Origin of the sequence: Flagellimonas sp. HMM57, from assembly GCF_021390175.1 — a bacterium.
GTDB lineage: Bacteria > Bacteroidota > Bacteroidia > Flavobacteriales > Flavobacteriaceae > Flagellimonas.
In genome coordinates, this window is sequence record NZ_CP090004.1 from 3,564,103 (window position 1) to 3,585,889 (window position 21,787).

At 37.3% G+C, this 21,787-nt stretch carries 17 protein-coding genes; 3 read left to right on the top strand and 14 right to left on the bottom strand.

The annotated features are described in order from the left end of the window. Window positions 1–10: 10 nt before the first annotated feature. Window positions 11–1,849, bottom strand: a complete 1,839-nt coding sequence (locus tag LV716_RS15830) for a HAMP domain-containing sensor histidine kinase (protein WP_163418751.1) — start codon at window positions 1,847–1,849, stop codon at window positions 11–13. A 121-nt stretch (window positions 1,850–1,970) separates the two neighbouring features. Beyond that, window positions 1,971–3,305, bottom strand: coding sequence for a hypothetical protein (locus tag LV716_RS15835; protein ID WP_163418752.1), 1,335 nt, complete (start codon window positions 3,303–3,305; stop codon window positions 1,971–1,973). Window positions 3,306–3,516: 211 nt separating this feature from the next. Here LV716_RS15835 and LV716_RS15840 point away from each other — a divergent pair, with 211 nt between their 5' ends. Next, a complete protein-coding gene (locus LV716_RS15840) occupies window positions 3,517–4,137 on the top strand; it encodes an L-threonylcarbamoyladenylate synthase (RefSeq protein ID WP_163418753.1) in 621 nt (206 codons plus the stop codon). A gap of 67 nt (window positions 4,138–4,204) precedes the next feature. Here the strand turns inward: LV716_RS15840 and LV716_RS15845 are convergent, their stop codons facing one another. The 3 genes from LV716_RS15845 to LV716_RS15855 all read right to left on the bottom strand — a co-directional run bounded on the left by LV716_RS15845 (window position 4,205) and on the right by LV716_RS15855 (window position 6,631). Then, entirely contained in the window at window positions 4,205–5,077 is an 873-nt protein-coding gene (locus LV716_RS15845) for an OmpA family protein (protein WP_163418754.1), read from the bottom strand. A 93-nt stretch (window positions 5,078–5,170) separates the two neighbouring features. Continuing rightward, the gene (locus tag LV716_RS15850) at window positions 5,171–6,172 is read right to left on the bottom strand and encodes a glycosyltransferase family 2 protein (protein WP_163418755.1); all 1,002 of its coding nucleotides are present in this window, start codon (window positions 6,170–6,172) and stop codon (window positions 5,171–5,173) included. Between the two features lie 12 nt (window positions 6,173–6,184). Then, complete coding sequence (locus LV716_RS15855) at window positions 6,185–6,631, bottom strand: type I restriction enzyme HsdR N-terminal domain-containing protein (RefSeq protein WP_163418756.1); 447 nt, start codon at window positions 6,629–6,631, stop codon at window positions 6,185–6,187. Between the two features lie 26 nt (window positions 6,632–6,657). Here LV716_RS15855 and holA point away from each other — a divergent pair, with 26 nt between their 5' ends. Continuing rightward, window positions 6,658–7,659, top strand: coding sequence for a DNA polymerase III subunit delta (gene holA, locus LV716_RS15860; RefSeq protein ID WP_163418757.1), 1,002 nt, complete (start codon window positions 6,658–6,660; stop codon window positions 7,657–7,659). Window positions 7,660–7,662: 3 nt separating this feature from the next. Here the strand turns inward: holA and LV716_RS15865 are convergent, their stop codons facing one another. The 5 genes from LV716_RS15865 to uvrA form a co-directional block, all read right to left on the bottom strand. Continuing rightward, window positions 7,663–8,040, bottom strand: a complete 378-nt coding sequence (locus LV716_RS15865) for a DoxX family protein (RefSeq protein WP_163418758.1) — start codon at window positions 8,038–8,040, stop codon at window positions 7,663–7,665. A 113-nt stretch (window positions 8,041–8,153) separates the two neighbouring features. After that, entirely contained in the window at window positions 8,154–10,565 is a 2,412-nt protein-coding gene (locus LV716_RS15870) for a thiamine pyrophosphate-dependent enzyme (RefSeq protein WP_163418759.1), read from the bottom strand. Between the two features lie 159 nt (window positions 10,566–10,724). Further along, complete coding sequence (locus LV716_RS15875) at window positions 10,725–13,496, bottom strand: metalloprotease (RefSeq protein WP_233759159.1); 2,772 nt, start codon at window positions 13,494–13,496, stop codon at window positions 10,725–10,727. Between the two features lie 78 nt (window positions 13,497–13,574). Continuing rightward, on the bottom strand, window positions 13,575–14,261 hold the full coding sequence (locus LV716_RS15880) for a TIGR00730 family Rossman fold protein (protein ID WP_163418760.1): 687 nt from the start codon (window positions 14,259–14,261) through the stop codon (window positions 13,575–13,577). A 16-nt stretch (window positions 14,262–14,277) separates the two neighbouring features. After that, the gene (gene uvrA / locus LV716_RS15885) at window positions 14,278–17,139 is read right to left on the bottom strand and encodes an excinuclease ABC subunit UvrA (RefSeq protein ID WP_163418761.1); all 2,862 of its coding nucleotides are present in this window, start codon (window positions 17,137–17,139) and stop codon (window positions 14,278–14,280) included. 193 nt (window positions 17,140–17,332) lie between these two features. Between uvrA and LV716_RS15890 the strand changes: the two genes are divergently transcribed. Continuing rightward, on the top strand, window positions 17,333–17,857 hold the full coding sequence (locus tag LV716_RS15890) for a hypothetical protein (protein WP_163418762.1): 525 nt from the start codon (window positions 17,333–17,335) through the stop codon (window positions 17,855–17,857). Window positions 17,858–18,044: 187 nt separating this feature from the next. Here LV716_RS15890 and LV716_RS15895 read toward each other — a convergent pair whose 3' ends face one another. Genes LV716_RS15895 through LV716_RS15910 form a run of 4 tightly spaced genes read right to left on the bottom strand, consistent with a single transcriptional unit; the run spans window position 18,045 to window position 21,708 of the window. Next, a complete protein-coding gene (locus LV716_RS15895; protein ID WP_163418763.1) occupies window positions 18,045–19,046 on the bottom strand; it encodes a C45 family autoproteolytic acyltransferase/hydolase in 1,002 nt (333 codons plus the stop codon). Window positions 19,047–19,073: 27 nt separating this feature from the next. Then, window positions 19,074–20,141, bottom strand: a complete 1,068-nt coding sequence (locus LV716_RS15900; protein WP_163418764.1) for a hypothetical protein — start codon at window positions 20,139–20,141, stop codon at window positions 19,074–19,076. Between the two features lie 9 nt (window positions 20,142–20,150). Then, window positions 20,151–20,531: a lipocalin family protein gene (locus tag LV716_RS15905; RefSeq protein ID WP_163418765.1), complete on the bottom strand. Its 381-nt coding sequence runs from the start codon at window positions 20,529–20,531 to the stop codon at window positions 20,151–20,153. 7 nt (window positions 20,532–20,538) lie between these two features. Then, window positions 20,539–21,708 carry an NAD(P)/FAD-dependent oxidoreductase gene (locus LV716_RS15910; RefSeq protein WP_163418766.1) on the bottom strand — a complete coding sequence of 390 codons (1,170 nt, stop codon included), beginning with the start codon at window positions 21,706–21,708 and terminating at the stop codon, window positions 20,539–20,541. Between the last annotated feature and the right edge of the window lie 79 nt (window positions 21,709–21,787).

The window sequence follows — 21,787 nt, forward strand, 5'->3', positions numbered from 1 at the left end:
CACTAAAGAGCTAAGATACCCTAAGGATACTTTCTCTATTGAGGTTTGTTGGTACCGTAAACGAGAACGTACTTCCAGTATTGACCTTGGATTTTATTTGTACCGTTCCATCGTTTCTCTTTATAAAATCCTTACAGATTGCAAAGCCAAGTCCTGTACCTTCTTCATTGTCGGTTCCTTTAGTGGTCGAGTTTTCTTTGGTCGAATTTAACAGGGCTTCTTTTTGTTCTTCTGTCATACCAATACCAGTATCATTTACCTTGATTTCTAAATGATTGCTATGTTCTAAAACGTTTATTGATATGGTATCACCACTTTTGGTAAATTTTAATGCATTGGAGAGAAGATTTCTTATAATGAAGTCTATCATGTTTTTATCTGCATATACGTTGGGTAATTCAACAGTAGTATAATCAATTTTGATATTTTTCCTGTGTGCATTCTCCTTGAACAAGGTCACGTTCTTTTCAATAACTGGATTAATATCGAACATCCTTTTAGAGATTTGGTGATCGTTCATCTGTGTTTTTGCCCAGTTCAATAAATTATCCAATAGGAGTTGAAGATTTTGTGAAGCATCGGATAAATACTTCACGAACATTCCTTTTTCATTTTCGTCCATTTCACCGTTGTCCTCATTCAGAATATTGGCCAGGGAAAGCACGTTTCCGGTATGCCCCCTTAAATCGTGTGAAATAATGGAGAAAAACTTATCTTTTATTCTTGAAGCTTCCTTGAGTTCATTTTCAGACTCGACCAATTTTACGTTTAAGCTGCTCAGAGATTTGTTTTTTTCGCTTAGGCTAAGAATCTGTTGGCGTATTTTGTTAACGAGGCCATTATAGGTACCTGTTAGTTTATCGATTTCATCAATTTTAATGCTCCTGTTTTTGTGTATTTGCCCCTCAAAATTATTTTGGACAATGGAGTCCATATCCGAGATGAGGTTTTTTATAGGATTGGCAATATGACCTGAGAAAATAAATGCTGAGAGAATAGCAAACAACACCGTAATTGAAAAGAACAGTACCAAATATGATTTTATGGTGTCTATCATGACTTCTGAATCTGAGTCAACGATACTGTACAAAGTACTCACCTTGTCATTGAGCTGGGAATGAATTGTTTGAATTTCTTTTATAAGTCCTGTATTGATATCACCGATTTCTTTTTCAAAAGTGACTACTTGGTTAAAGTTTTTTTGGTAGCCTTTTAAAGAGGTAATAGTTTCCAAATCTGCTTTACCATTGGATTCTAAACGATTCAAAATTGTATTGATAAATGAATTGAGCTCTTTGGCGTATACATAGTCCTTTCTTAAGAAAAAATCTTTTTCTCTTCTACGCATTTGAAGGATTTCCGCTAAAGTAATTCCTTTTGCACCTGTCTCCAGTTTATGGATATGCTGGCGCATTTTCCCAATAACACCAAAATTCTTGAATCCTCTTTTTTTGATCAGTGTTATCGCCTCAATAATCTTAGAATCGAGGTTATCGATATCTTCTGAGATTCGACCCAATCTTTTATCCACTATGGCATTTGAATTGCTTCTGGCTATCTGGATATCGTTGAGGGCTTTTTTAGCGTTGGTTATGTAATGATGGTACTGCTCTGAAGATTGTGTGGATTTTTCAATATAGAACGAATCCTGTTTTGCATCAAAATCCAGAATATGAAAAAATTCATTATCTGCTTTGAGCCGGTTACCATCGAAAAGTGCTATACTTTCCCTGAAAGATTTTGCATTGTCAATTTTCTTGAGACTGTTGAATGCAAAAAGTAAAAAAGGACCTATGAGGATGAAAAGCATAAAAAATGCTATTAGTACTCTGCCTCTGATGGTGTTCATTGTCAATTTTTAGAAAAACATCCTATGTACTTTAAACGAAGATTTTAATGGGATAGTATTTAAAAAGATACACTACGACATTCAACCAACCATTTATAATTCGCAAAATGATGAGGCATTGTTATTGTGCATATCCGCATAATGTCAAGTTTATGGATTCCACTACTGGATTTAGGTCAGTATATTGAAATCTATACACTTTATATAATACAGCATATTCCCCATAGTCCTTAACGCAATCAACAGTTTTATTGCGACCTTTTGTTCCCGTTGGCATCAATTCTTTGAAAATCAGTTGATTTTCTTTGATAATTGCAGCTGCTATGTACTTGGTAAGTATTGTTCTTTCATTTAAATCATAAACATGTACGGGCCAATTTTCAGGTACTCCAGTGCCTTTAAAAAATAGATAGTTTCCTGTTTTGCCAATAAGTGATATCGCTGAATCGTTGATGGTGATGTGAATAGTGTCGGCTTCGTACATACTCACGCTAATACCTGAAAAAGTGTTATTTATAACTTGTTCGATTGAAACTTTAAGTTCATTTTCAAAAGTAAAGGTTGTAGTATGTCCTACCTTGTCATTTACCAGTGGAAACTCTGACCCATTGATAAAATTAAAGGTATTGGAACATTCAAAACTGTCGTTGGTGTAGGTGATACTTGCTTTATTGTCTAAATGTTTTCGCTCAAAATCAGTACCGTTGAATTCCAAAGGATGGTACACCACTTTTTCTCCCCAGATTTCTGGTTGCAGGATAAGAGAGCCGTCTTTTTCTATACTGAAGTCCATTTGTGCTTCAAAATCTAAATTTTCAAGCTGATAATGAGAAGTTAAGGAACTCTTATTATCTGGAAATATAGGTTCTGGTTGAAAAATACCTTCTTCATTCGAAAAAGCATCAATCTGATAGTAGTACCCGTAAGCTGACGATCTGCCCCAACCATGAAAAAGATATACGGGTTTTTGCTGATTACTTTTTATGTTATAGATTTCATTATAGGTACTTGAGTTTTCATTAAGATAAGTATGTACGACACTATCATTTTTTATATGTAGTACTATGCTCTTAAAATTACCCATGGAACCTCCCAATCTTGTATTCCATGAGAAGACACCTATTTTCTTATCATCGGATAACGCAAAGACATAACTATGTTTTTTTAGATAGTTGAATCTATTGATTTCTTCAAGAAAGGATTGTGTGGTGATTTTTTTAATCGTAGTACTAATATCCTTATTGATAGAAGTGGCCAAGTCATGAAAATCCGAATCGTTTTGATGAATATTCCATAAGTCTTCAAACTGTTGATCAAGAATATAGATGATATCTTTTCCTCGCTCAGGAACGGAAGTTAGACTATAAAGCTTGTCCGATTTGCCATTTTCTTTACAACTGATGAAAAACAGCAATAGGAGAAGAGGTAGTTTTTTGGTGAAATGATTAAATGCCATAATTGATGTCCATTATCTTAGAAATTGTAGTAAAAATGAAACTTTTGGAGAAAGTGTCTTAGGCAAAATGGACCGATGCCCTATATCATTTGATAGATGAGCGGATTGAAGGCATAAGTTTCGTTTACAACCAACATTTGAAGGTTTACTGTACTTTTTGATTTTAATCTTGTTACTTTGTATAACACGGCTTAAAATTTCTTTTTAAAAAATGGCAGAGCTTATTAAACTTTTTGAAGAGAACCCTAACCCGAGACAGGTTTCGAAAATCGGAAGCGTGTTGCGAAAGGGAGGACTTATCATATATCCCACGGATACCGTTTATGGGTTAGGGTGCGATATTACCAATTCAAAAGCCTTGGAAAAGATTGCCAGAATAAAAGGTGTAAAACTAGCAAAGGCCAACTGGTCGTTTGTTTGTGCGGATTTAAGCAATCTTTCGGACTATGTACGCCAAATAGATACTTCTACTTTTAAAATATTAAAAAGAGCGTTACCAGGACCGTATACTTTTATCCTTCCCGGAAATAACAATCTCCCAAAAGATTTTAAAAAGAAGAGAACAGTAGGGATACGTGTTCCCGATAATGCCATTATAAATGCTTTAGTAACAGAATTGGGTAATCCTATTGTTTCTACTTCTATCCATGATGAAGATGATATTCTTGAATATACTACGGATCCTGAGCTTATATATGAAAAGTGGAAAAACCTTGTTGACATTGTTGTAGATGGGGGATATGGTGGAAACATTGCATCCACTGTGATAGATCTGGCTACAGGGTATCCGGAAGTGGTAAGGGAGGGAAAAGGAAGTTTGGATATTTTATAATCAGGATTATTATTAAAAACAAAAAGCGGCCAATGGCCGCTTTTATATTTTTATACTTATAACTTTTTTAGTTTCCAGATCCACCAATCGCAGGATCTTTCATTCCTTCTTCAATCATGCTATAGAACTGATCGATTTTTGGAAGTACAACAATTCGTGTTCTTCTGTTTTTAGCTCTATCGGCAGAACTGTCATTGGATACCAATGGAACGTAGTAACTTCTACCGGCTGCAGTCATACGCTTAGGATCAACATTGAACTCGTTCTGTAAAATACGCACTATAGAAGTAGCTCGTTTTGCACTCAAATCCCAGTTATCTTGTAAAACACCTTTTGAGAAAGGTACGTTATCGGTATGTCCTTCAACCAAGAATTCGAAATCTGGTTTGTTGTTTACGACTTTAGCAACTTTGCCCAATACTGCTTTTGCAGCAGAAGTTACGTTGTAGCTTCCACTTCTAAATAATAATTTATCGGAGATGGAAACAAAAACAACACCTTTTTCAACACTTACTTCGATGTCCTCGTCATCCAAATTGCCCAAAACTCCTTTTAAACTCTGTACCAAGGAAAGGTTTACGGAATCTCTTCTTGTTACCGCATCTTGCAACTTTCTTATGGTCAAATCCTTTTCTTGTAAACTTTCCAAGGATTTTTCAAGATTTTCTGCACCTTTAGTGGTAAGCGTTGTTAAATTACCCATATTGTTGATCAATTCTTGGTTGTTCGCTTTCAAGAAAGCGTTTTGATCTTCAAGAGTTTTCAATTTGGAAGATGCTGTGGCTTTTTCCTCCAAACAATCATTTAATTTTACTGTTGCCGAATTCAACAAGTCTTGAGTTTCCTGTTGTTGGGCCTCAAGTTCAGCATATTTTTTCTGTGATACACATGAAGACAATGCTATTGCCATCGCAAATGTTCCTAAAAAGACTTTTTTCATAATAATGTTTATATATATTAGGGATTATTAGTTCTAATTGTTAAAATCTCAGCAAAATTATATAAAAAGGAAATTTTAAAAATTTCACCATCGTTAATCTTTTACTAAAATGTTAAAATTCTTTATGTGATGTACGAAGTGAGACCATACTATGGATGTAGTCGAATGGTATTTTAATATAAAATTAGCTTTTTCCCTTTTTTTGTACATTCTCCTAAAGTTACTGTAAAAACTTAAGTGTGCCTTTAGAATTGCAAGACAATGGTTCCATTTTAACTGAAAAATAAAACGTAGGGCCGCTATTCCGTCCAATAATAACCTTAAAAAAATCAATAATAACGCTTTTCTTCGGGGAAGGTTTTTGGTGATAGAGTATAGGGAGTTCCTAAAATTTAAAAAGGTTTTTTTTGGGTTCATGTTCGCTAAAGTGGAACCGCCCAAATGGTAAACATGGCTCTTTCCCACATAATATACTTTATGTCCCGAGTTTTTGGCTCTCCAGCAAAGATCAATTTCTTCTTGGTGCGCAAAGTAATCCTCATCAAAACCACCTAGTGAATTAAAAACTTCGCTTCTTATGAACATGCACGCACCTGTCGCCCAAAAAACCTCTTTGATATCATCGTATTGCCCTTCGTCCTTTTCCAACGCTTGGAAAATTCTTCCACGACAAAACGGATATCCTAGTCTATCTATGAAGCCACCCGCCGCACCAGCATATTCAAAATAGTCCTTACGGTTTAGGTCCAGGATTTTGGGTTGCACGATAGCAGCTTCAGGAGTGGTATGAAACATCCCTGCAATAGGTTCCAGCCAATTTGGGGTCACCTCAACATCAGAATTTAGAAGACAAAAAATATCGGCCTCTATATGTTTTAACCCATCATTATATCCTTTTGCAAACCCACCATTTTCTGTGTTCTCTACAATACCAACAGTAGGGAAATTGGTTTTAAGAAAAGTAACGGAACCATCCGAGCTGGCATTGTCAACTACATAAATTTTTGCCCTATTTGAGTGGGCAACAACAGAGGGCAAGAATTTTTTGAGCAAAGACTCTCCGTTCCAATTTAGTATGACAACTGCAATCTTCAAAACGGCAGCAAATTAACGGCTAAAATCAGGAATTTCCTTTAAAAACCTGTATTTTTCATTCAACAAGTCCATTTCGCAGTAATAATGGTCCATTCCATTGCTCAACATCAGGTAATTAGCTTCCAGCAAATAATTGTACTGTGCAATTTGGTTAAATGTGGTTTGATTTAGCATAACCGTTGGTGCCTTGCATTCCACTAATAAAAAGATTTGTCCATTAGGTTTAAAAACTACAATATCATAGCGTTTTTTTAAATTGTTCACTATCAATTGTTTCTCTACATTGATCAGGCTCTTGGGATATTTTTTTGTCTCTACTAAAAAATGGACTACATGTTGTCTTACCCATTCTTCTGGTTGTAAAAGCACAAACTTTTTACGTATCACATCAAAAATATAGAGGCTATTTTCGCTACTTTTGATTCTAAATGAATACTTGGGAAAGTTCAATGCTTGCATTGGACAAATTTGATGATTTTTTCTGAATGGACAGGGTAAAACAAATTGTTGCCGATATAAAAAATGGAGTTCCAAAGCCTGTTTATTTTTTAATGGGGGATGAACCATATTATATTGATAAGATTTCAAAGTATATTGCAGACCATGTCCTAACGGAAGATGAGAAGGGATTTAATCAAATGGTACTTTATGGGCGCGATACCAGCGTGGACGATGTAGTTGCCAATGCCAAACGTTTTCCCATGATGTCTCAATACCAAGTGGTAATCGTAAAGGAAGCGCAACATCTTTCTAGAACCATCGAAAATTTTATTACCTATGTTGATAACCCACAGCCTACAACCATACTGGTAATTTGTTACAAATACAAAAAGCTGGATAAACGTAAAAAGCTCTACAAGGCCATTCAAAAAAATGGAGAACTTTTTGAAAGCAAAAAGCTGTATGAAAATCAGGTTTCTGAATGGATACGAAGAACTTTGAGTGGAAAAAAGTATAAGATTGCTCCCAAGGCGGCAATGTTACTTGTTGAGTTTTTAGGAACAGATCTTAGCAAAATAGCCAATGAACTTGACAAGTTAACGATTGTGGTGCCTCCTGAAAAGGAGATAACCCCAGACCTTATAGAGGAACACATTGGTATAAGTAAGGACTTCAATAATTTTGAGCTTAAAAAGGCCATAGGGGAACGTAATGTAGGCAAGGCAACACGCATTATCGATTACTTTTCCCAGAACCCAAAGGACAATCCGTTCGTAGTGACCATAACCTTGCTCAATACTTTTTTTACACAGTTGTTGCAATACCATGGACTTAAAGACCATTCTCCAGGTAATGTTGCTAAAGTACTTGGCATTAACCCTTACTTCGTTAACGAGTTTACAGTGGCAGCAAGAAACTATCCAATGAAGCGAGTAAGTGGTATTATCTCTAGTTTACGTAGATTGGATCTAAAGGGAAAAGGCGTTGGCGCCAGTAATGTGCAACAAGCCAGTCTTCTCAAAGAGTTGTTGATAGAAATTATATAGGTTCTATTTTTTATCGATACTGTACTTACCTGGTCCCAATAGGAAGACAACGATAAAAACTGTAGCGTACAAAAATGCCAATTCTTTTTTTCCAAATGGGTCTGCACCATGCACGACCAAAGCTGCAACCAACATTGTTATTGCCGCAGGAATTGTTGCCCAGCGTGTCTTGAATCCAATGATTATAAGAATAGGGCAAAGAAATTCACCGATTACGGTCAGAAATAAAGAGGGAGTCTGACCAATACCTATTGGGTCTGGGAATTCTGTATTGCCCGAAATAAGATTTTGGAACTTTGGCAAGCCATGTGTTAGCATAAATGCAGAAGGGACTATTCTAAGAAGTGCTAGTCCCAAATGTATCAGAATGTTGTTTTTCATTGATGTGGGGAAATAAAGTTTTCGTGAAAGTATAAATTATGTCTTAATAGAAACCTAATTATTTATTAAAATATTTTGATACGAAAAAAAATAGGGTATCGAAATGAATTATTTTAAAGTAAACTGGGATAGGAACCCGGGTCGGTTTCGTTCATGATAGCATAGACTTTCTCAAAAATATCCTCAGCATTTGGTTTTGAGAAATAATCCCCATCTGAAGCATATGCAGGGCGATGTGCCTTAGCCGTAAGTGTTTGTGGCGCACTGTCCAAAAAATTGTAACCTCCTTGTTTTTCCAAGATTTCCTGTAAGAGGTAAGCAGAGCACCCTCCAGGTACATCCTCATCTACAATTAATAGCCTGTTGGTCTTTTTCAAACTCTTTACAACATCATGAGAAACATCAAAAGGTAGTAGTGACTGTGCATCTATGACTTCTGCATCAATACCTATCTCTAATAATTCTTTCGCAACTTTTTCTACTATTCGTAATGTGGATCCATAGGAAAGCAAGGTAATATCGGTACCTTCCTTTAAAGTCTCAACTTTTCCTACGGGTACACAGAACTCACCAAGATTAGAGGGTCTTTTTTCCTTTAAGCGATATCCGTTCAGACTTTCAATAACCAAGGCAGGTTCATCACTTTTCATCAATGTATTGTAGAATCCCGCAGCTTGGGTCATGTTCCTTGGAACTAAGATGTACATACCCCTGAGCAAATGTACTAGCCCTCCCATTTGTGATCCGGAATGCCAGATACCTTCAAGTCTATGGCCTCGCGTTCTTACGATTAAAGGTGCTTTTTGCTTACCAACGGTACGGTACATTAAGGTTGATAAGTCATCACTCAATGTTTGCAATGCGTACATGATATAATCCAGATATTGTATCTCAGCAATTGGCCTTAGACCTCTAAGGGCCAGTCCAATACCTTGGCCGATGATTGTGGTTTCCCGGATTCCGGTGTCAGCCACTCTATACGGACCATACTTTTTCTGTAATCCTTCCAGTCCTTGGTTTACATCCCCAATATTCCCGGTATCTTCACCAAATACTAAAGCTTTAGGGTATTTTTCAAATAATTTGTCAAAATTGTCTCTTAGAATGATTCTACCATCTACTTGTTCTGAATCCTCTGTATATTCTGGAGCGTTTGCCTCAATACCAAGAACATTGGTATCATGTTCGCTATAGAGATGAGAACTATACTTTGGTTGTGCTGAATTTAAAAAATTCTCGACCCATTGCTGTAATTGTACCTTTTCTTGGGTAGTCTCACCCAAAAGATAACGTAACGCCTTTCTCGATTTGGATGCTAAATCTTTTTTCAATGGTTCTTCTGTAGCAATAAGGTCATTCTTTATTTTCGATATAAAGTTTTGGTTAGGGCTTTTCTCGGCTGCATTCCCTAATAGCTCTACAAGTTGATTCTTTTCATTTTGATGAGGCTTGAGGAATTCATTCCAAGCTTCTTTCTTTGCCGCTCTAACGGTTTGCTTGATTTCCCTTTCAAGACTTTTTAAATCCTGCTCGGCACAGATATTGTTTTCAAGAATCCATTCCCTAAACTTTTTGTTACAGTCATTTTCACGTTCCCACATCAATCGTTCTTCGGATTTGTAACGTTCATGGGAACCGGAAGTGGAGTGACCTTGAGGTTGTGTAAGTTCGGTAACATGAATTAGCACGGGTACATGGTTTTCCCTTGCAATTTCCGATGCATTTTCGAAAGCGTGAATAAGAGCTGTGTAATCCCAACCTTTTACCTTAAGAATTTCATAGCCTTCGTTCTTGTCATCACGTTGTAAACCCTTAAGTATTTCTGAAATATCTCCTTTTGTAGTATGGAACTCGGCAGGGACAGAAATCCCATATGCATCGTCCCATACGCACATTATCATGGGTACCTGTAATACGCCTGCAGCATTTATGGTCTCAAAAAAATGACCTTCACTAGTACTTGCATTGCCTATGGTCCCCCAAGCAACTTCATTTCCATTATTGGAAAAGTTGGTTTGGTCAATATCCTTTACATTGCGATAGATTTTTGAAGCTTGTGCCAATCCCAATAATCTGGGCATTTGACCAGCAGTACAGGAGATATCAGCACTACTGTTTTTCTGTTTTGTCAGGTCTTTCCATTCACCGTTTTCATCTAGACTATGGGTGGTAAAATGTCCTCCCATCTGTCGCCCGGCACTCATGGGTTCTTTTTCTATATCGGTTGTTGCATAGAGGCCATGGAAAAACTCTTTCGGGCTTAAATAACCTAACGCCATCATAAACGTTTGGTCACGGTAGTAGCCACTTCTAAAATCTCCATCTTCAAAAGCCCGGGCCATAGCTAGTTGTGGTAACTCTTTACCATCACCAAAAATCCCGAACTTTGCTTTTCCAGAAAGTACTTCGCGTCTTCCCAACAAACTACATTCCCTGCTTGTCACAGCAATTTGATAATCCTTTATAATTTGAGATTGAAAGTCATCGAAAGAAATATCGCTGCTTGTTGAGGATTCTGGTTTCATATGGGATTGAAGATTTTGTGCAAAATTACTAAAATTCAAGGAAATTAGCAACGAGGAGAGCTGTTAATAAAATGCTATTTTGATACTTAAATGTTATTATATTTAAATATATTCTAATAACGAGATTCTTAAAAAGCCTTTTTTTAGGAATTTATCAATTTAAAACCATTTTCTGGTAAATAGTCCAGTTAGGGTTCTTGGGCTTAGTGTGACTATAAATCGTATTCGTTCCCCGTAGTTCTGTTCAGCAATTTCCCACCCTCTATTAGAATACACGGGGAAGTATAATTCGAAAAAATCGGTTACAAGGTTTAACCGTACGCCAGAGTCATATACAAATCGTGGATCTTGTCCTTTATTCCTTATGAACCCTAAATCACCATAGACTTCTATCCATCTCCATATACTTGTGCTTGCATTTGTGGTTGCAATCCAATCATTGGCAAATGGATTCTCCAATTGGGATTTAAACCCACCTTCCGCTATGATTATCTGTTGGCTATAGATACCTGAATCTTCTGATCTCCCCAAATAAGCTAGATCAAATAAATAATCTGTAGGCCTATCCAGAGCAAAACTAAAAAAATCTGAATCTGTTCTGTTCCTCAAAAATTTACCCGCATAAAATCGAACATTAAACTGCCTATTGTTCTCATATAGTTTTCTATATTCCATTTCAAACGATAATTTGGTGAAGTCGCTTGAATGTTGGCCATCTAAATACCAAGAACTAAAGTTTAAAATATCATTGTCCGTGTCTCTAAATCGAACATTGAATACACTGTAGTCTGGCTCTGTATCAATTTGATCTACTATCGCCTCATCTATGTTTCGGAATACACTTCTGTATCGAAAAAGCAACGATTGCCTTCGATTTGAAATAAGGTTTTCTGGTCTCCATCCAAAACTGATGGCCGGAGTTAGCGTGGTAAACCGAGAATTAACCTGAAAGTGGGAAGTGGACCCTGAAAAAGAATAATTGGATACAAACAGGCCACTTTTTCCATGATATTTACGGTATCTAAGACTGGCTTTCCCTACTACAGTTTTCTCCAAAAAGGAGTAGGTAGGAGCAAAATCATATTGAAATGGTCGTTCTAAAAAGGTTTTGTTATAAATCCTCATTCCAGGTGTAATACCATCATAAACATTAAAATTTGCGATAGGAACATAAAAAACTTGATTAAAGTAGGGGTCTTCGGTATCCTTGAAAAATTGAAACTTCAACTTTTTATTACTGGAAAAAAAGCCACTCAATGTTTTCCAATTATCCCGTTGATTGAACTCTGGTATTTTCTGATCATAATTAAGAACAAGCTTATCTTCCCCCTTTCTGGGTATGGTAAAGGTCCTTGATGTATCAATATCCGAAAACCAATATTTAGAAACCACAGAGTCTTTTTGGAGACCGAACAATGAAATGGGGACTTTTGTTCCTCTTTTATTTTTTATGATAAAAGTGATAGAATCTTCCGTTTTATCTATTTTTTTTATTTTAAAATCTATCTTCTTTCTTGTGGCAACATATTCGTCAAAAAACCAATCAATTTTCTTATCCGAAAATTTCTCTATTTCATTTCTAAAATCTGTTGCTTTTACCTTGGGCCGCAGATTATGTGTTTTATAGAAAGATATAATACTACTGTCCACTTTTTTGTTTCCCAAATAATCTGAAAGATAGTACATGCCCAATCCGGCCTTGTAACTATTGGCTATTTTTGCATTGAATTTGATCAAGGAATCATTGGGTGTGCTAAGAGCTTGGTCAATGTTTTTACGTGCAGCGAACATGCTCAAAAGGGCATATTGCTCATTAAAGTCCATTTTTGCTAAATGAAAACTTCTAAAGCCCCATAATTTGGAAAGTTTTCCGGCTAACTTTTGATCTGGATAATTGTCTTCAACATATCTTATTATCAAATAATTGGCGATGGCATCATTTACCCAGCGTTCCGCTCTCGGGTCCAAGAACAAAGTCTCTTCCAAAAAACTATTTATGGCCGTTTTTAAAAACTTCATTTCGAACTGAAACTGTTCTTTGTAGGGCCTTATAAAAGAGGGTAATTGGTTTATTCCGTATAGTGGAGTTTTATTATAATTAATTTGACTTACCAATAGATTGCCATGCGGGTATCTACCAAGATTTGCATCTAGAAATTTAGCTATTTTATCAATGGATATGCCTTGGGATATATCATCATATTTATTGGTGCTTAAATCTGTAGTAACAGTTAAAAATCGGGTTACGTGCTTGGTAAAACGTTTTTGTCTGCTAAGAATTATTTCACAGTTTTTCCTATTGGTTCCTCGCAGAATGATATGTTGGGCACCCAAATACGTGTTGGGACTGAACTCATCAAAATTAGAAGCCAAAGACAGTTCTTCTGGGTAGCTGAAGTCTATACTGGTGTTTGCTACATCAGTATAAGTATCATCAAGGTTCATGTTGTCGTATAACTTCCATTCCTCGTCATAAACCGATGGCACTAAATACCAATCCTTTAAATAGTATTCCCCGTTGTCATTATAACCATACTGCGTAAACTTTTTGTGTGGCAACTTTATGGTATAGGTGAAAAAAAGTTCAGCAGATTCACCAGGCTCCAGCACTTTCTCAAGCTTGATTCTAATAATATCCTTGTTTTTGACCCTATTCCAATCCAATCCTATGTAATCACTGTCTACAATACTAACAATGTGGGTATCTCCTTTTTCAGAATCTTTCCCCAGGTGAAGACTACGCTTAAATTCTTCTCCAAAACGTTTGGCCAAGGCAGTGTTTCTGTTGGCATAGGCATGGTTCCAGTCATTAAAATAGAGGATGGATAGTCCATCCTCAGAGTCGTTCACATAAGTGAATTTTTGTTGTATTTCAATTTGTTTGGTAGAGTCGTTCAAAGTAGCATTGATTTCATTCTTGTGCTGAGCCAAAAGGGAAAAGCTCAGAAAAAGAATGAAAAATGATAACAGCTTATGAATTGAACCGTAGTTTACCAAGGATGTATTGCGTTAGAAATTAGGACTTAGGGTTCTACCTTTATAAAAAGCATCGATTATTTCGACAACTTCATCTTCGGTCTCCACAACTTTTATAAGGTCTAAATCCGTAGGACTGATATTCCCGGCTTTAATCATGGTATCCTTGATCCAGTCCGTAAGGCCACACCAAAAATCACATCCTACCAAAATAATCGGGAATTTTTGGATTTTGTTGGTCTGTATCAAAGTAATAGCTTCAAAAAGTTCATCTAAAGTGCCAAAACCACCTGGCATAACCACAAAACCTTGAGAGTATTTTACAAACATTACCTTGCGGACAAAAAAGTAGTCGAAATCCAAACTTTTATCGCTATCAATAAATGGATTATCATGTTGCTCAAAAGGTAAATCGATGTTTAAGCCTACAGATATGCCTCCTGCTAAGTTTGCTCCTTTGTTTCCTGCTTCCATAATACCTGGCCCACCTCCAGTAATAACACCATATCCTGCTGCAGCAATACTTTTTGCGATTTTTACGGTAAGTTCATAATATTCTTCGCCTGGTTTTGTACGTGCTGACCCAAAAATGGAGACACAAGGGCCTATTTCACTCATTTTCTCAAAACCATTGACGAATTCGCCCATAATCTTGAAAATAGCCCAAGAGTCGTTGGTTTTTATCTCGTTCCAACCTTTATGATGTTGTTCTTTTCGCATATACTTTTATTGATTTTTAAACGGCTGAAGCCACTTTTTGTTTGGCATTATCCAATTCTTTCCTCAAAAACTTTGCCGTATAACTTTTTTCGTCTTTGGCGACCTCTTCCGGTGTGCCTTTGGCAACGATCATTCCGCCACCACGTCCTCCTTCATATCCAATATCTATGATGTAATCCATCATTTTTATAACATCCATATTGTGCTCTATGACCAAGATGGTGTTTCCTTTGTCTACCAATTTGTTCAAAACTTCCATCAACACTCTAATATCTTCAAAATGAAGGCCCGTTGTGGGCTCATCCAAAATATAGAATGTGTTTCCCGTATCTCGCTTAGAAAGTTCGGTGGCCAGTTTTACCCGCTGTGCTTCACCACCAGAGAGTGTTGTTGATTGTTGCCCCAGTGAAATGTAACCAAGTCCTACATCTTTAATCGTCTTTAGTTTTCTGTGGATTTTGGGTATGTTCTCAAAAAAGTCCACAGCTTCGTTAATGGTCATTTCCAGTACATCCGCTATGGATTTTCCCTTATATCTTATTTCCAGTGTTTCCCTATTAAAACGTTTACCATTGCACGTTTCGCACTCAACGTAAACATCTGGTAGAAAATTCATTTCAATGACCTTTAGGCCACCTCCTTGACAAGTTTCGCAGCGTCCGCCGGCAACGTTAAAACTAAATCTTCCTGGTTTGTAACCGCGGATAGTGGCCTCAGTGGTTTTTGCAAAGAGTGCCCTAATCTCACTAAATGTGCCGGTATAGGTAGCGGGATTGGAACGCGGAGTCCTACCAATAGGGGATTGGTTAATATCGATGACCTTATCGACATGTTCCAGCCCTTTAATTTTTTTGTAGGGCATTGGTTTTTTGACGCCATTAAAATAATGTGCGTTCATGATGGGGTAGAGGGTCTCGTTGATTAGGGTGGATTTACCACTGCCCGATACCCCTGTAACACCTACAAGTTTTCCTAAAGGAAATTCTGCAGTCACGTTTTTCAAGTTGTTTCCCGTACAGCCCGATAGCACAATTTTCTTTCCTGTTCCTTTTCTTCTATTCTGGGGAACCGGAATTTCCCGAACTCCTGTAATGTATTCTGCTGTGAGAGTTTGATGGAGTTTTAAATCTTCGGGCTTACCTTCAGAAATAATCTCACCACCATGTTTACCGGCTTTCGGACCTATATCGATAACGTGGTCCGCATGCTCGATCATATCTTTATCATGTTCCACCACAATAACCGAGTTTCCAATATCCCGAAGCGAGACCAAGGAATTTATCAAACGTTCATTGTCACGTTGATGCAGACCTATACTGGGCTCGTCCAAAATATAGAGTACGCCCACCAATTGTGAACCAATCTGCGTAGCTAACCGAATACGTTGCGCTTCACCACCAGATAAAGATTTTGAACTTCTATTTAGGGATAGGTAATCGAGACCGACATCCAACAAAAACTGAATTCTGGTTTTAATCTCTTTTATAATTTCCTCTGCTATTTTTTTCTGATTTCCTTTCAGGTTATCGTCAAGTGCTTCAAAAAAGGACGCCAACTCCGAAATGTCCAAATGTGCAAGTTCAGCTATGTTTTTTTTCCCAACCTTGAAGTACAAAGATTCCTTTCGCAATCTGGCGCCTTCACAATTGGGACATTGAACTTTGTCCATATATTCTTTGGCCCAACGTTTTATGGAAGTGGAGTTTGCCTCATCGAATTGATTTTTGATAAAGTTTGAAATCCCTTCATAATCAATTTTATATTGACGTTTTACGCCCAACGTTTTTGAATCAACTTCAAAACTATCGTTTCCTCCGTTCAAGATGATATCCATAGCCTCGGCCGGTATCTTCTCTAATGGGTCGGTCAACTCAAACGAGTACCGTTGTGCTATGGTTTCCAACTGCTTGAAGGCCCAAGAACTCTTATACTCTCCAAGAGGTGCAATGCCTCCTGCTTTGATGGATAGTTTTTTATTTGGAAAAATCTTTTGCTCATTTACCTCGTACACGTGCCCAAGACCATTACATTTTGGGCACATGCCTTTAGGCGAATTGAAGGAAAATGTATTCGGTTCTGGAGTGGGGTAGGAGATTCCTGTGGAAGGGCACATTAAATCCCGACTGAAATAACGTGGTATTTTTTCGCCTTCTTCCAAGACCATGAGCACGTTGTTTCCAGTGTACATGGCTGTATTGATAGTTTCTTTGAGCCGTTTGTGAAAATCCTCGTTTTCCACAACTTTAAGACGGTCGACAACTATCTCTATATCGTGAGTTTTGTAGCGATCAACCTTCATGCCCTTGGTAATATCCACTATGACCCCATCAACTCTCACCTTTACAAAACCTTGCTTTGCAATTTGTTCAAAGAGTTCCCGATAGTGCCCCTTTCTGGATTTAATCACTGGCGCCAGAACATTAATTTTCTTTTCCAGATAGGAGTCGATAATCAGCTTTTTGATTTGTTCATCGCTATAGCTTACCATTTTCTCGCCAGTATTGTAACTGTAGGCGTCGCCGGCCCTTGCAAAGAGAAGTCTCAGAAAATCATATATTTCCGTGATAGTTCCTACAGTTGAACGTGGGGATTTTGAAGTGGTCTTTTGTTCAATGGCAATAACAGGGGATAGTCCGTCTATCTTATCTACATCCGGACGTTCCAATCCGCCTAAAAACTGTCGGGCATAAGCAGAGAAAGTTTCTATGTATCTACGTTGTCCTTCGGCATAAATGGTGTCAAAAGCTAAAGAGGATTTGCCGCTTCCGGAAAGCCCGGTTATGACCACCAATTTTTCCCTTGGTATGGTGACATCGATATTTTTTAAGTTGTGGACCCTTGCCCCACGAACTTCAATATTTTCTTCGTAATTAATCATAGCACAAGATGCTAAAATAAGGTTTTGAATCTTAAAATGGAAGTGGCTTCTTGTTTCGTTTTTGTTAATTGATGTCTTATTTTTGGATTGATTAAAGAACTCTTCGTTATGAAGGGTATTTTTATCGAACAAATACTATTGATTGTAGCTTGGTCGAAACTGTAACCGAGTTGATAAATTTAAAATATAACGCATGAAATTATTGGGCATAGGTTCTCGCATTGAACATCCGGAATATGGAAAAGGAGTGGTTACCAACGTTTCTTCCAAGCATTATTGGGTGACTTTCTTGGAGAATGGACTGGAAACCATTGATATAGATTCAGAGTTTGAAGTAATTGAAGGTGTTGAGGATGAAGTGGATTCCGTTAGCTTTTTTGATGTTGAGCGTTCCTTGGTATCGATTCTGCAAAAATGGAGCGATACCGGAGAGAAAGTAGCCATTGCCGATAAGTGGCGTGGAGGAAAGCTTGTTTTGGAACCTGGGGATGCTATGGCAAACAAAGAAATGCCCATTGATACATTCTTTCATAAAATTGTTATGGTACGTGACCGTATCCGTGTTATGGAACAGAAAATAAATAGCAGTAAAAATCTGGATGATCAAGAAAAAGTGGACCTTCAACAGTATATTACCCGTATTTATGGCAGTTTGACCACATTTAATGTGCTTTTTAAAAACAAGAGCGACCAATTTGTGGGGGAACGGAGTAAATAATTTTTTTGCTTAGGACTTAGGACTTAGGACTTAGGACTTAGGGCTTAGGACTTAGGACTTAGGGCTTAGGACTTAGGGCTTAGGGCTTGGATAAAGGTAAAAGCTTGAAGGATAGAGTTTTAAGGTTTATTTATTCTTTTGGTTTTCGTTTTCTAAATTCAGACATCAGACATCAGAGATTTGTCTTCTATTTATTCTTTTTTAACCACCAATCCAATCTGGTTTCGGGTTTGTAGTTTGTAAGCTTGGGTTTGCCTTCCGCTCTTTCAATTTTTAATTCGTTCAGGTTTGCCACTACCGACCATATTGTTCCGAATTTTTCCTTCTTTAAATCTAAGCATACACATTTATCCGAAAGTATCCCCTTTGCTTTCGCCAAATCCATTTCTGCTGTATTTTTAAGTGCTTTTTGTAGTCCTTCATATCTTTCCAAACTCTTGCTCCATGCAACTCCGCCTTTGTCAAAAGGTTTCATACAAGTGGAAGTGAATTGATTGGTAACAAACATAAAATTCTCGTCTTTTTTTGGTCGTAGAATATTACTTTGCTGTGGTGCAGATTCCACTACTGCAATATCACCAGAGCTATCCGCTACAAGAAAATTATTTGCAGAAGAAACCTTGGCCTTTTTTATGAGCGCAGTGGCTTCTTTTGTGGTACTGCAATTTTCAAGCACTTTTCTAACTACAAAATGAAAACTTATGCCGGGCTGAACCTTAGTGCCATTTACAAAAGACATTGCAATAGATAGTCCCTTTTCATTGATTCCATCCGAGCGTCCTATAAATACATCGGATTGGCTGATGTATGAGTATTTGTTTGTTGGTGCAATTAAACTACTCTCCGTGAATTTTTTAAAGGCGAAGAGCATATCGTAGTTTCGGCCAATAATGGTAGAAGTACTATTTCTAAAGGCAAATACACTGCATTGCCCAGTGGCATTAAAAATCCCTATGCTTAATAAAAACGCTCCTAATTTCTCGGGTGTGTCCTTTATTCCTTGGGCGAATCCCTCTATTTCTTCTATCATTTCGGGATAAAAGAGCTTTAGCTCTTCATATGATTCTAACCCGAATTCCATTTTTTCAGCACTAATTGGAGGTATGGAAAAATTTGCTTTTTCATAGAGCAATTTGCCATACTTGAGGCCCATATCGTAGAAATCGTTATATAATCTTGGGTGATACATTTTTTAGTATTGATTTATGAGATGCTTTTAAAAGTTTACGCCTAAAACCAGTTCCAATCCAAAATCTGTCCTAAATACCTTGGAAGTTTCAAACTGTTGAAAGAAATCAACGCCAAAGACGAGTCCTTTTCTTTTCCACGGCATAATTCTGATTCCTTGACTTGCCCCGGCACCAATTATAAAATTAAAGGAATTGTCACCATCCAAGTCTTCTGCTATTTCATAGCCAATGGGAATATTGGCACTGGCGGTGGCATATACCCCGGTAACAATCCTTTTGTAGAAAAAATACAGCTCTGGCCGAAATACATATGAATTCACGTCTTTATAGCCATTTTCCTCTGCCACTCCTGGTCGTGTCCAGGTAACTTCAAAAGAGGTTTCATAGGGCTTTATCAAACCCTTTTTACTGTCCACAAAACCTGTGTAGCTAACACCGTATCCTTCGAAATTGGTGCTTCGCATACCTTTTAGGGTAACAAGATTAAACCACTGGCCGAGCCTTTCATCTACGTTGTAACCCTCTGTAGGAGGCTTAAAATGATTTACCAATGGTTTGGATGTTGTTTCAGTGTAGTTATTCAAAAAAGCGTGCATACAATATTCCAACGCAGCTCGTATTCTTTTTTCATGGGTATCTTGAAGCCTTTGTTTTTCAGCCAAACCAAAAACTTCATCTTCATTGTGTTGTATTCGGAAAACTTCTGTTATCGTATTTCCGTTCTTCTCAAAGAACCATAGTTCCACATGGGCCCTGGCCACTTTGACGATACCTTTGTTCATGCGCCTGTGCGACTCCTGCACGTTTAATGCTTTTATTTTTATGTGGATTGGCTTGCCAACAGGCAATAATGAGGCTTCATAAAAATTTTTGACAGCCTGAGCAGCGCCTTTGTTCAAGTGCAGTGTTACTTTATTCCCGTTTGCCTTTTTAAACAATCCCAAGGGCTGTTCTTCTCGTTCGTCAGTTACTTCTTCTATGTAAATTGTACTCGTTTCTGGTTCAAAAGGAACGGTTTTCAAATGAACAATTTCCTGCGCCTGTGATTTAAAAAGTACTATGAAGGATATGAGTAGTACAACTATTGGTCTCATATGAAGTATTTAGTTGCATGAAACATAATGTGCCTCCCAAATTCTATATTCATCGGTATCATAACTAAAGACGAAGGATTTTTTTGAAAGAAAGTACACGTACAACTTTTCGGTATTTCCATCCTCTTCCTTTAATTCGATGTAATTTCCATTGGTATTGAACATCCAAGTTCCTGAACTGGGTTCACCTTCAGATTTGAGGCTGTAGGTCATATCTTTATTGAAGGTAAAGTAATCCCCGATTTCCTTTTTTGATGGTTTATAGTATGCTTCCGCATCTGAATATTTGTCCAAGTACCAGATACTGTAGAGGTTTTCCTTCTCAAATTTCTGCGCATGAATACTACTTACAGTGGACAGCAGTAGTAGTAACGGACAAAGTTTTTTCATTCTATTTTTAACTATAGTTTTCTAAAATTTTTTGCACACATTGCTGGGCCGACTCTATTGCATTATGGACATTTCCCCAATCGTTTCCATCGGTATAGCAATCTCCTGCAAAAAATAGTTTTTCATCAACAGATTCCTTTACTGTAGCAACGGTTTTGGGATTCGCATGATCGTTTATGTATGCTCCTCCTGCATAAGGTTCCTTAGACCAATCTTGTTTGATATGTTTAACATAATTTGATGTTGCCTTACCATCAAAAATCTTGTCCAACTTGTTTAACATGTAGTTTTTTAACTCTAAATCGGTTAGTTGGCTGTATTTCTTGGCCGGTTTCCCAACAGAAAACAAACCAAGGATATTTTTGTTTGTTTTTTGACCGTAAGAAGCATCATAGTAGGATAACTGCCCATCTGTTTTTGGATGAATTAAAACGTCTACAAAGGCAGGATAAAACTTTTCCTTAAACTCTATAAAGGCTTTAAAACCGTCCCAAACTACCAAATTGTTGATGGCATTCAATTTCTTTTTTGGTAACTGTGGCCGAAATTGGATTTTTTTATTTTGTAGTAGTGGTAAGGGTGTTGTTATGATTACCCTATCAGCTTTAAATTCAGAGCTTTTTGTTTTTATGCCAATTGGTGAATCTGAATAGTCTATTGAAGTAACCGGTGTTTCGTACCGTATATGCTCTGCCAAAGTAGGAGTAATGTATTTCTCAAAAATATCGAGCCAAGAGCTTTTTAGAAATTTTCTGTAGTTGAGTGTGCCCAAGTCACCAAAAATCAGTTTGTTGTTGTACCAAACCCCATAGGTTTCATTCTGGGTATATCCGATGGTATTGATTTTTGAAGAAACCGTTTTGTTTCCAACCAGTTGGTCCATATATCCTGTATTTGCTACTGTCCATTCGGCACCGAGCGGAATAGGAAAATCTGCAAAATCATTGTTTGTTTTCATTCTTCCACCATGAACCTTTCTGGCTTCGAGTATGGTAAAATCAATTCCTTGCTTTTTCAATAAATATCCTGCGGATAAACCAGCAGCTCCCGCGCCTACGATAACTACATTTCCCGAAAAACTGGTTTTTTTTTGATTGTTTTGTAATGCTAAAGTATCAAGAAGTGGAGTGCCAAGCCCCAACATTCCAAAGATTTTTATAAACCCTTCTCTCGTCATTTTCTCTGTGTTCTATGCTTGTCAACGGCCAGTATGTATAGGCTTTTGAAAAAAAGAACATTAAAGGTAATTCGTAGCG

Bases quoted from the DNA above. Each gene is read 5' to 3' on its own strand.
- LV716_RS15830 (WP_163418751.1), bottom strand. From the start codon at position 1,849: ATGAACACCATCAGAGGCAGAGTACTAATAGCATTTTTTATGCTTTTC.
- LV716_RS15835 (WP_163418752.1), bottom strand. From the start codon at position 3,305: ATGGCATTTAATCATTTCACCAAAAAACTACCTCTTCTCCTATTGCTG.
- LV716_RS15840 (WP_163418753.1), top strand. From the start codon at position 3,517: ATGGCAGAGCTTATTAAACTTTTTGAAGAGAACCCTAACCCGAGACAG.
- LV716_RS15845 (WP_163418754.1), bottom strand. From the start codon at position 5,077: ATGAAAAAAGTCTTTTTAGGAACATTTGCGATGGCAATAGCATTGTCT.
- LV716_RS15855 (WP_163418756.1), bottom strand. From the start codon at position 6,631: ATGCAAGCATTGAACTTTCCCAAGTATTCATTTAGAATCAAAAGTAGC.
- holA (WP_163418757.1), top strand. From the start codon at position 6,658: ATGGACAGGGTAAAACAAATTGTTGCCGATATAAAAAATGGAGTTCCA.
- LV716_RS15865 (WP_163418758.1), bottom strand. From the start codon at position 8,040: ATGAAAAACAACATTCTGATACATTTGGGACTAGCACTTCTTAGAATA.
- LV716_RS15870 (WP_163418759.1), bottom strand. From the start codon at position 10,565: ATGAAACCAGAATCCTCAACAAGCAGCGATATTTCTTTCGATGACTTT.
- LV716_RS15880 (WP_163418760.1), bottom strand. From the start codon at position 14,261: ATGCGAAAAGAACAACATCATAAAGGTTGGAACGAGATAAAAACCAAC.
- uvrA (WP_163418761.1), bottom strand. From the start codon at position 17,139: ATGATTAATTACGAAGAAAATATTGAAGTTCGTGGGGCAAGGGTCCAC.
- LV716_RS15890 (WP_163418762.1), top strand. From the start codon at position 17,333: ATGAAATTATTGGGCATAGGTTCTCGCATTGAACATCCGGAATATGGA.
- LV716_RS15895 (WP_163418763.1), bottom strand. From the start codon at position 19,046: ATGTATCACCCAAGATTATATAACGATTTCTACGATATGGGCCTCAAG.
- LV716_RS15900 (WP_163418764.1), bottom strand. From the start codon at position 20,141: ATGAGACCAATAGTTGTACTACTCATATCCTTCATAGTACTTTTTAAA.
- LV716_RS15905 (WP_163418765.1), bottom strand. From the start codon at position 20,531: ATGAAAAAACTTTGTCCGTTACTACTACTGCTGTCCACTGTAAGTAGT.
- LV716_RS15910 (WP_163418766.1), bottom strand. From the start codon at position 21,708: ATGACGAGAGAAGGGTTTATAAAAATCTTTGGAATGTTGGGGCTTGGC.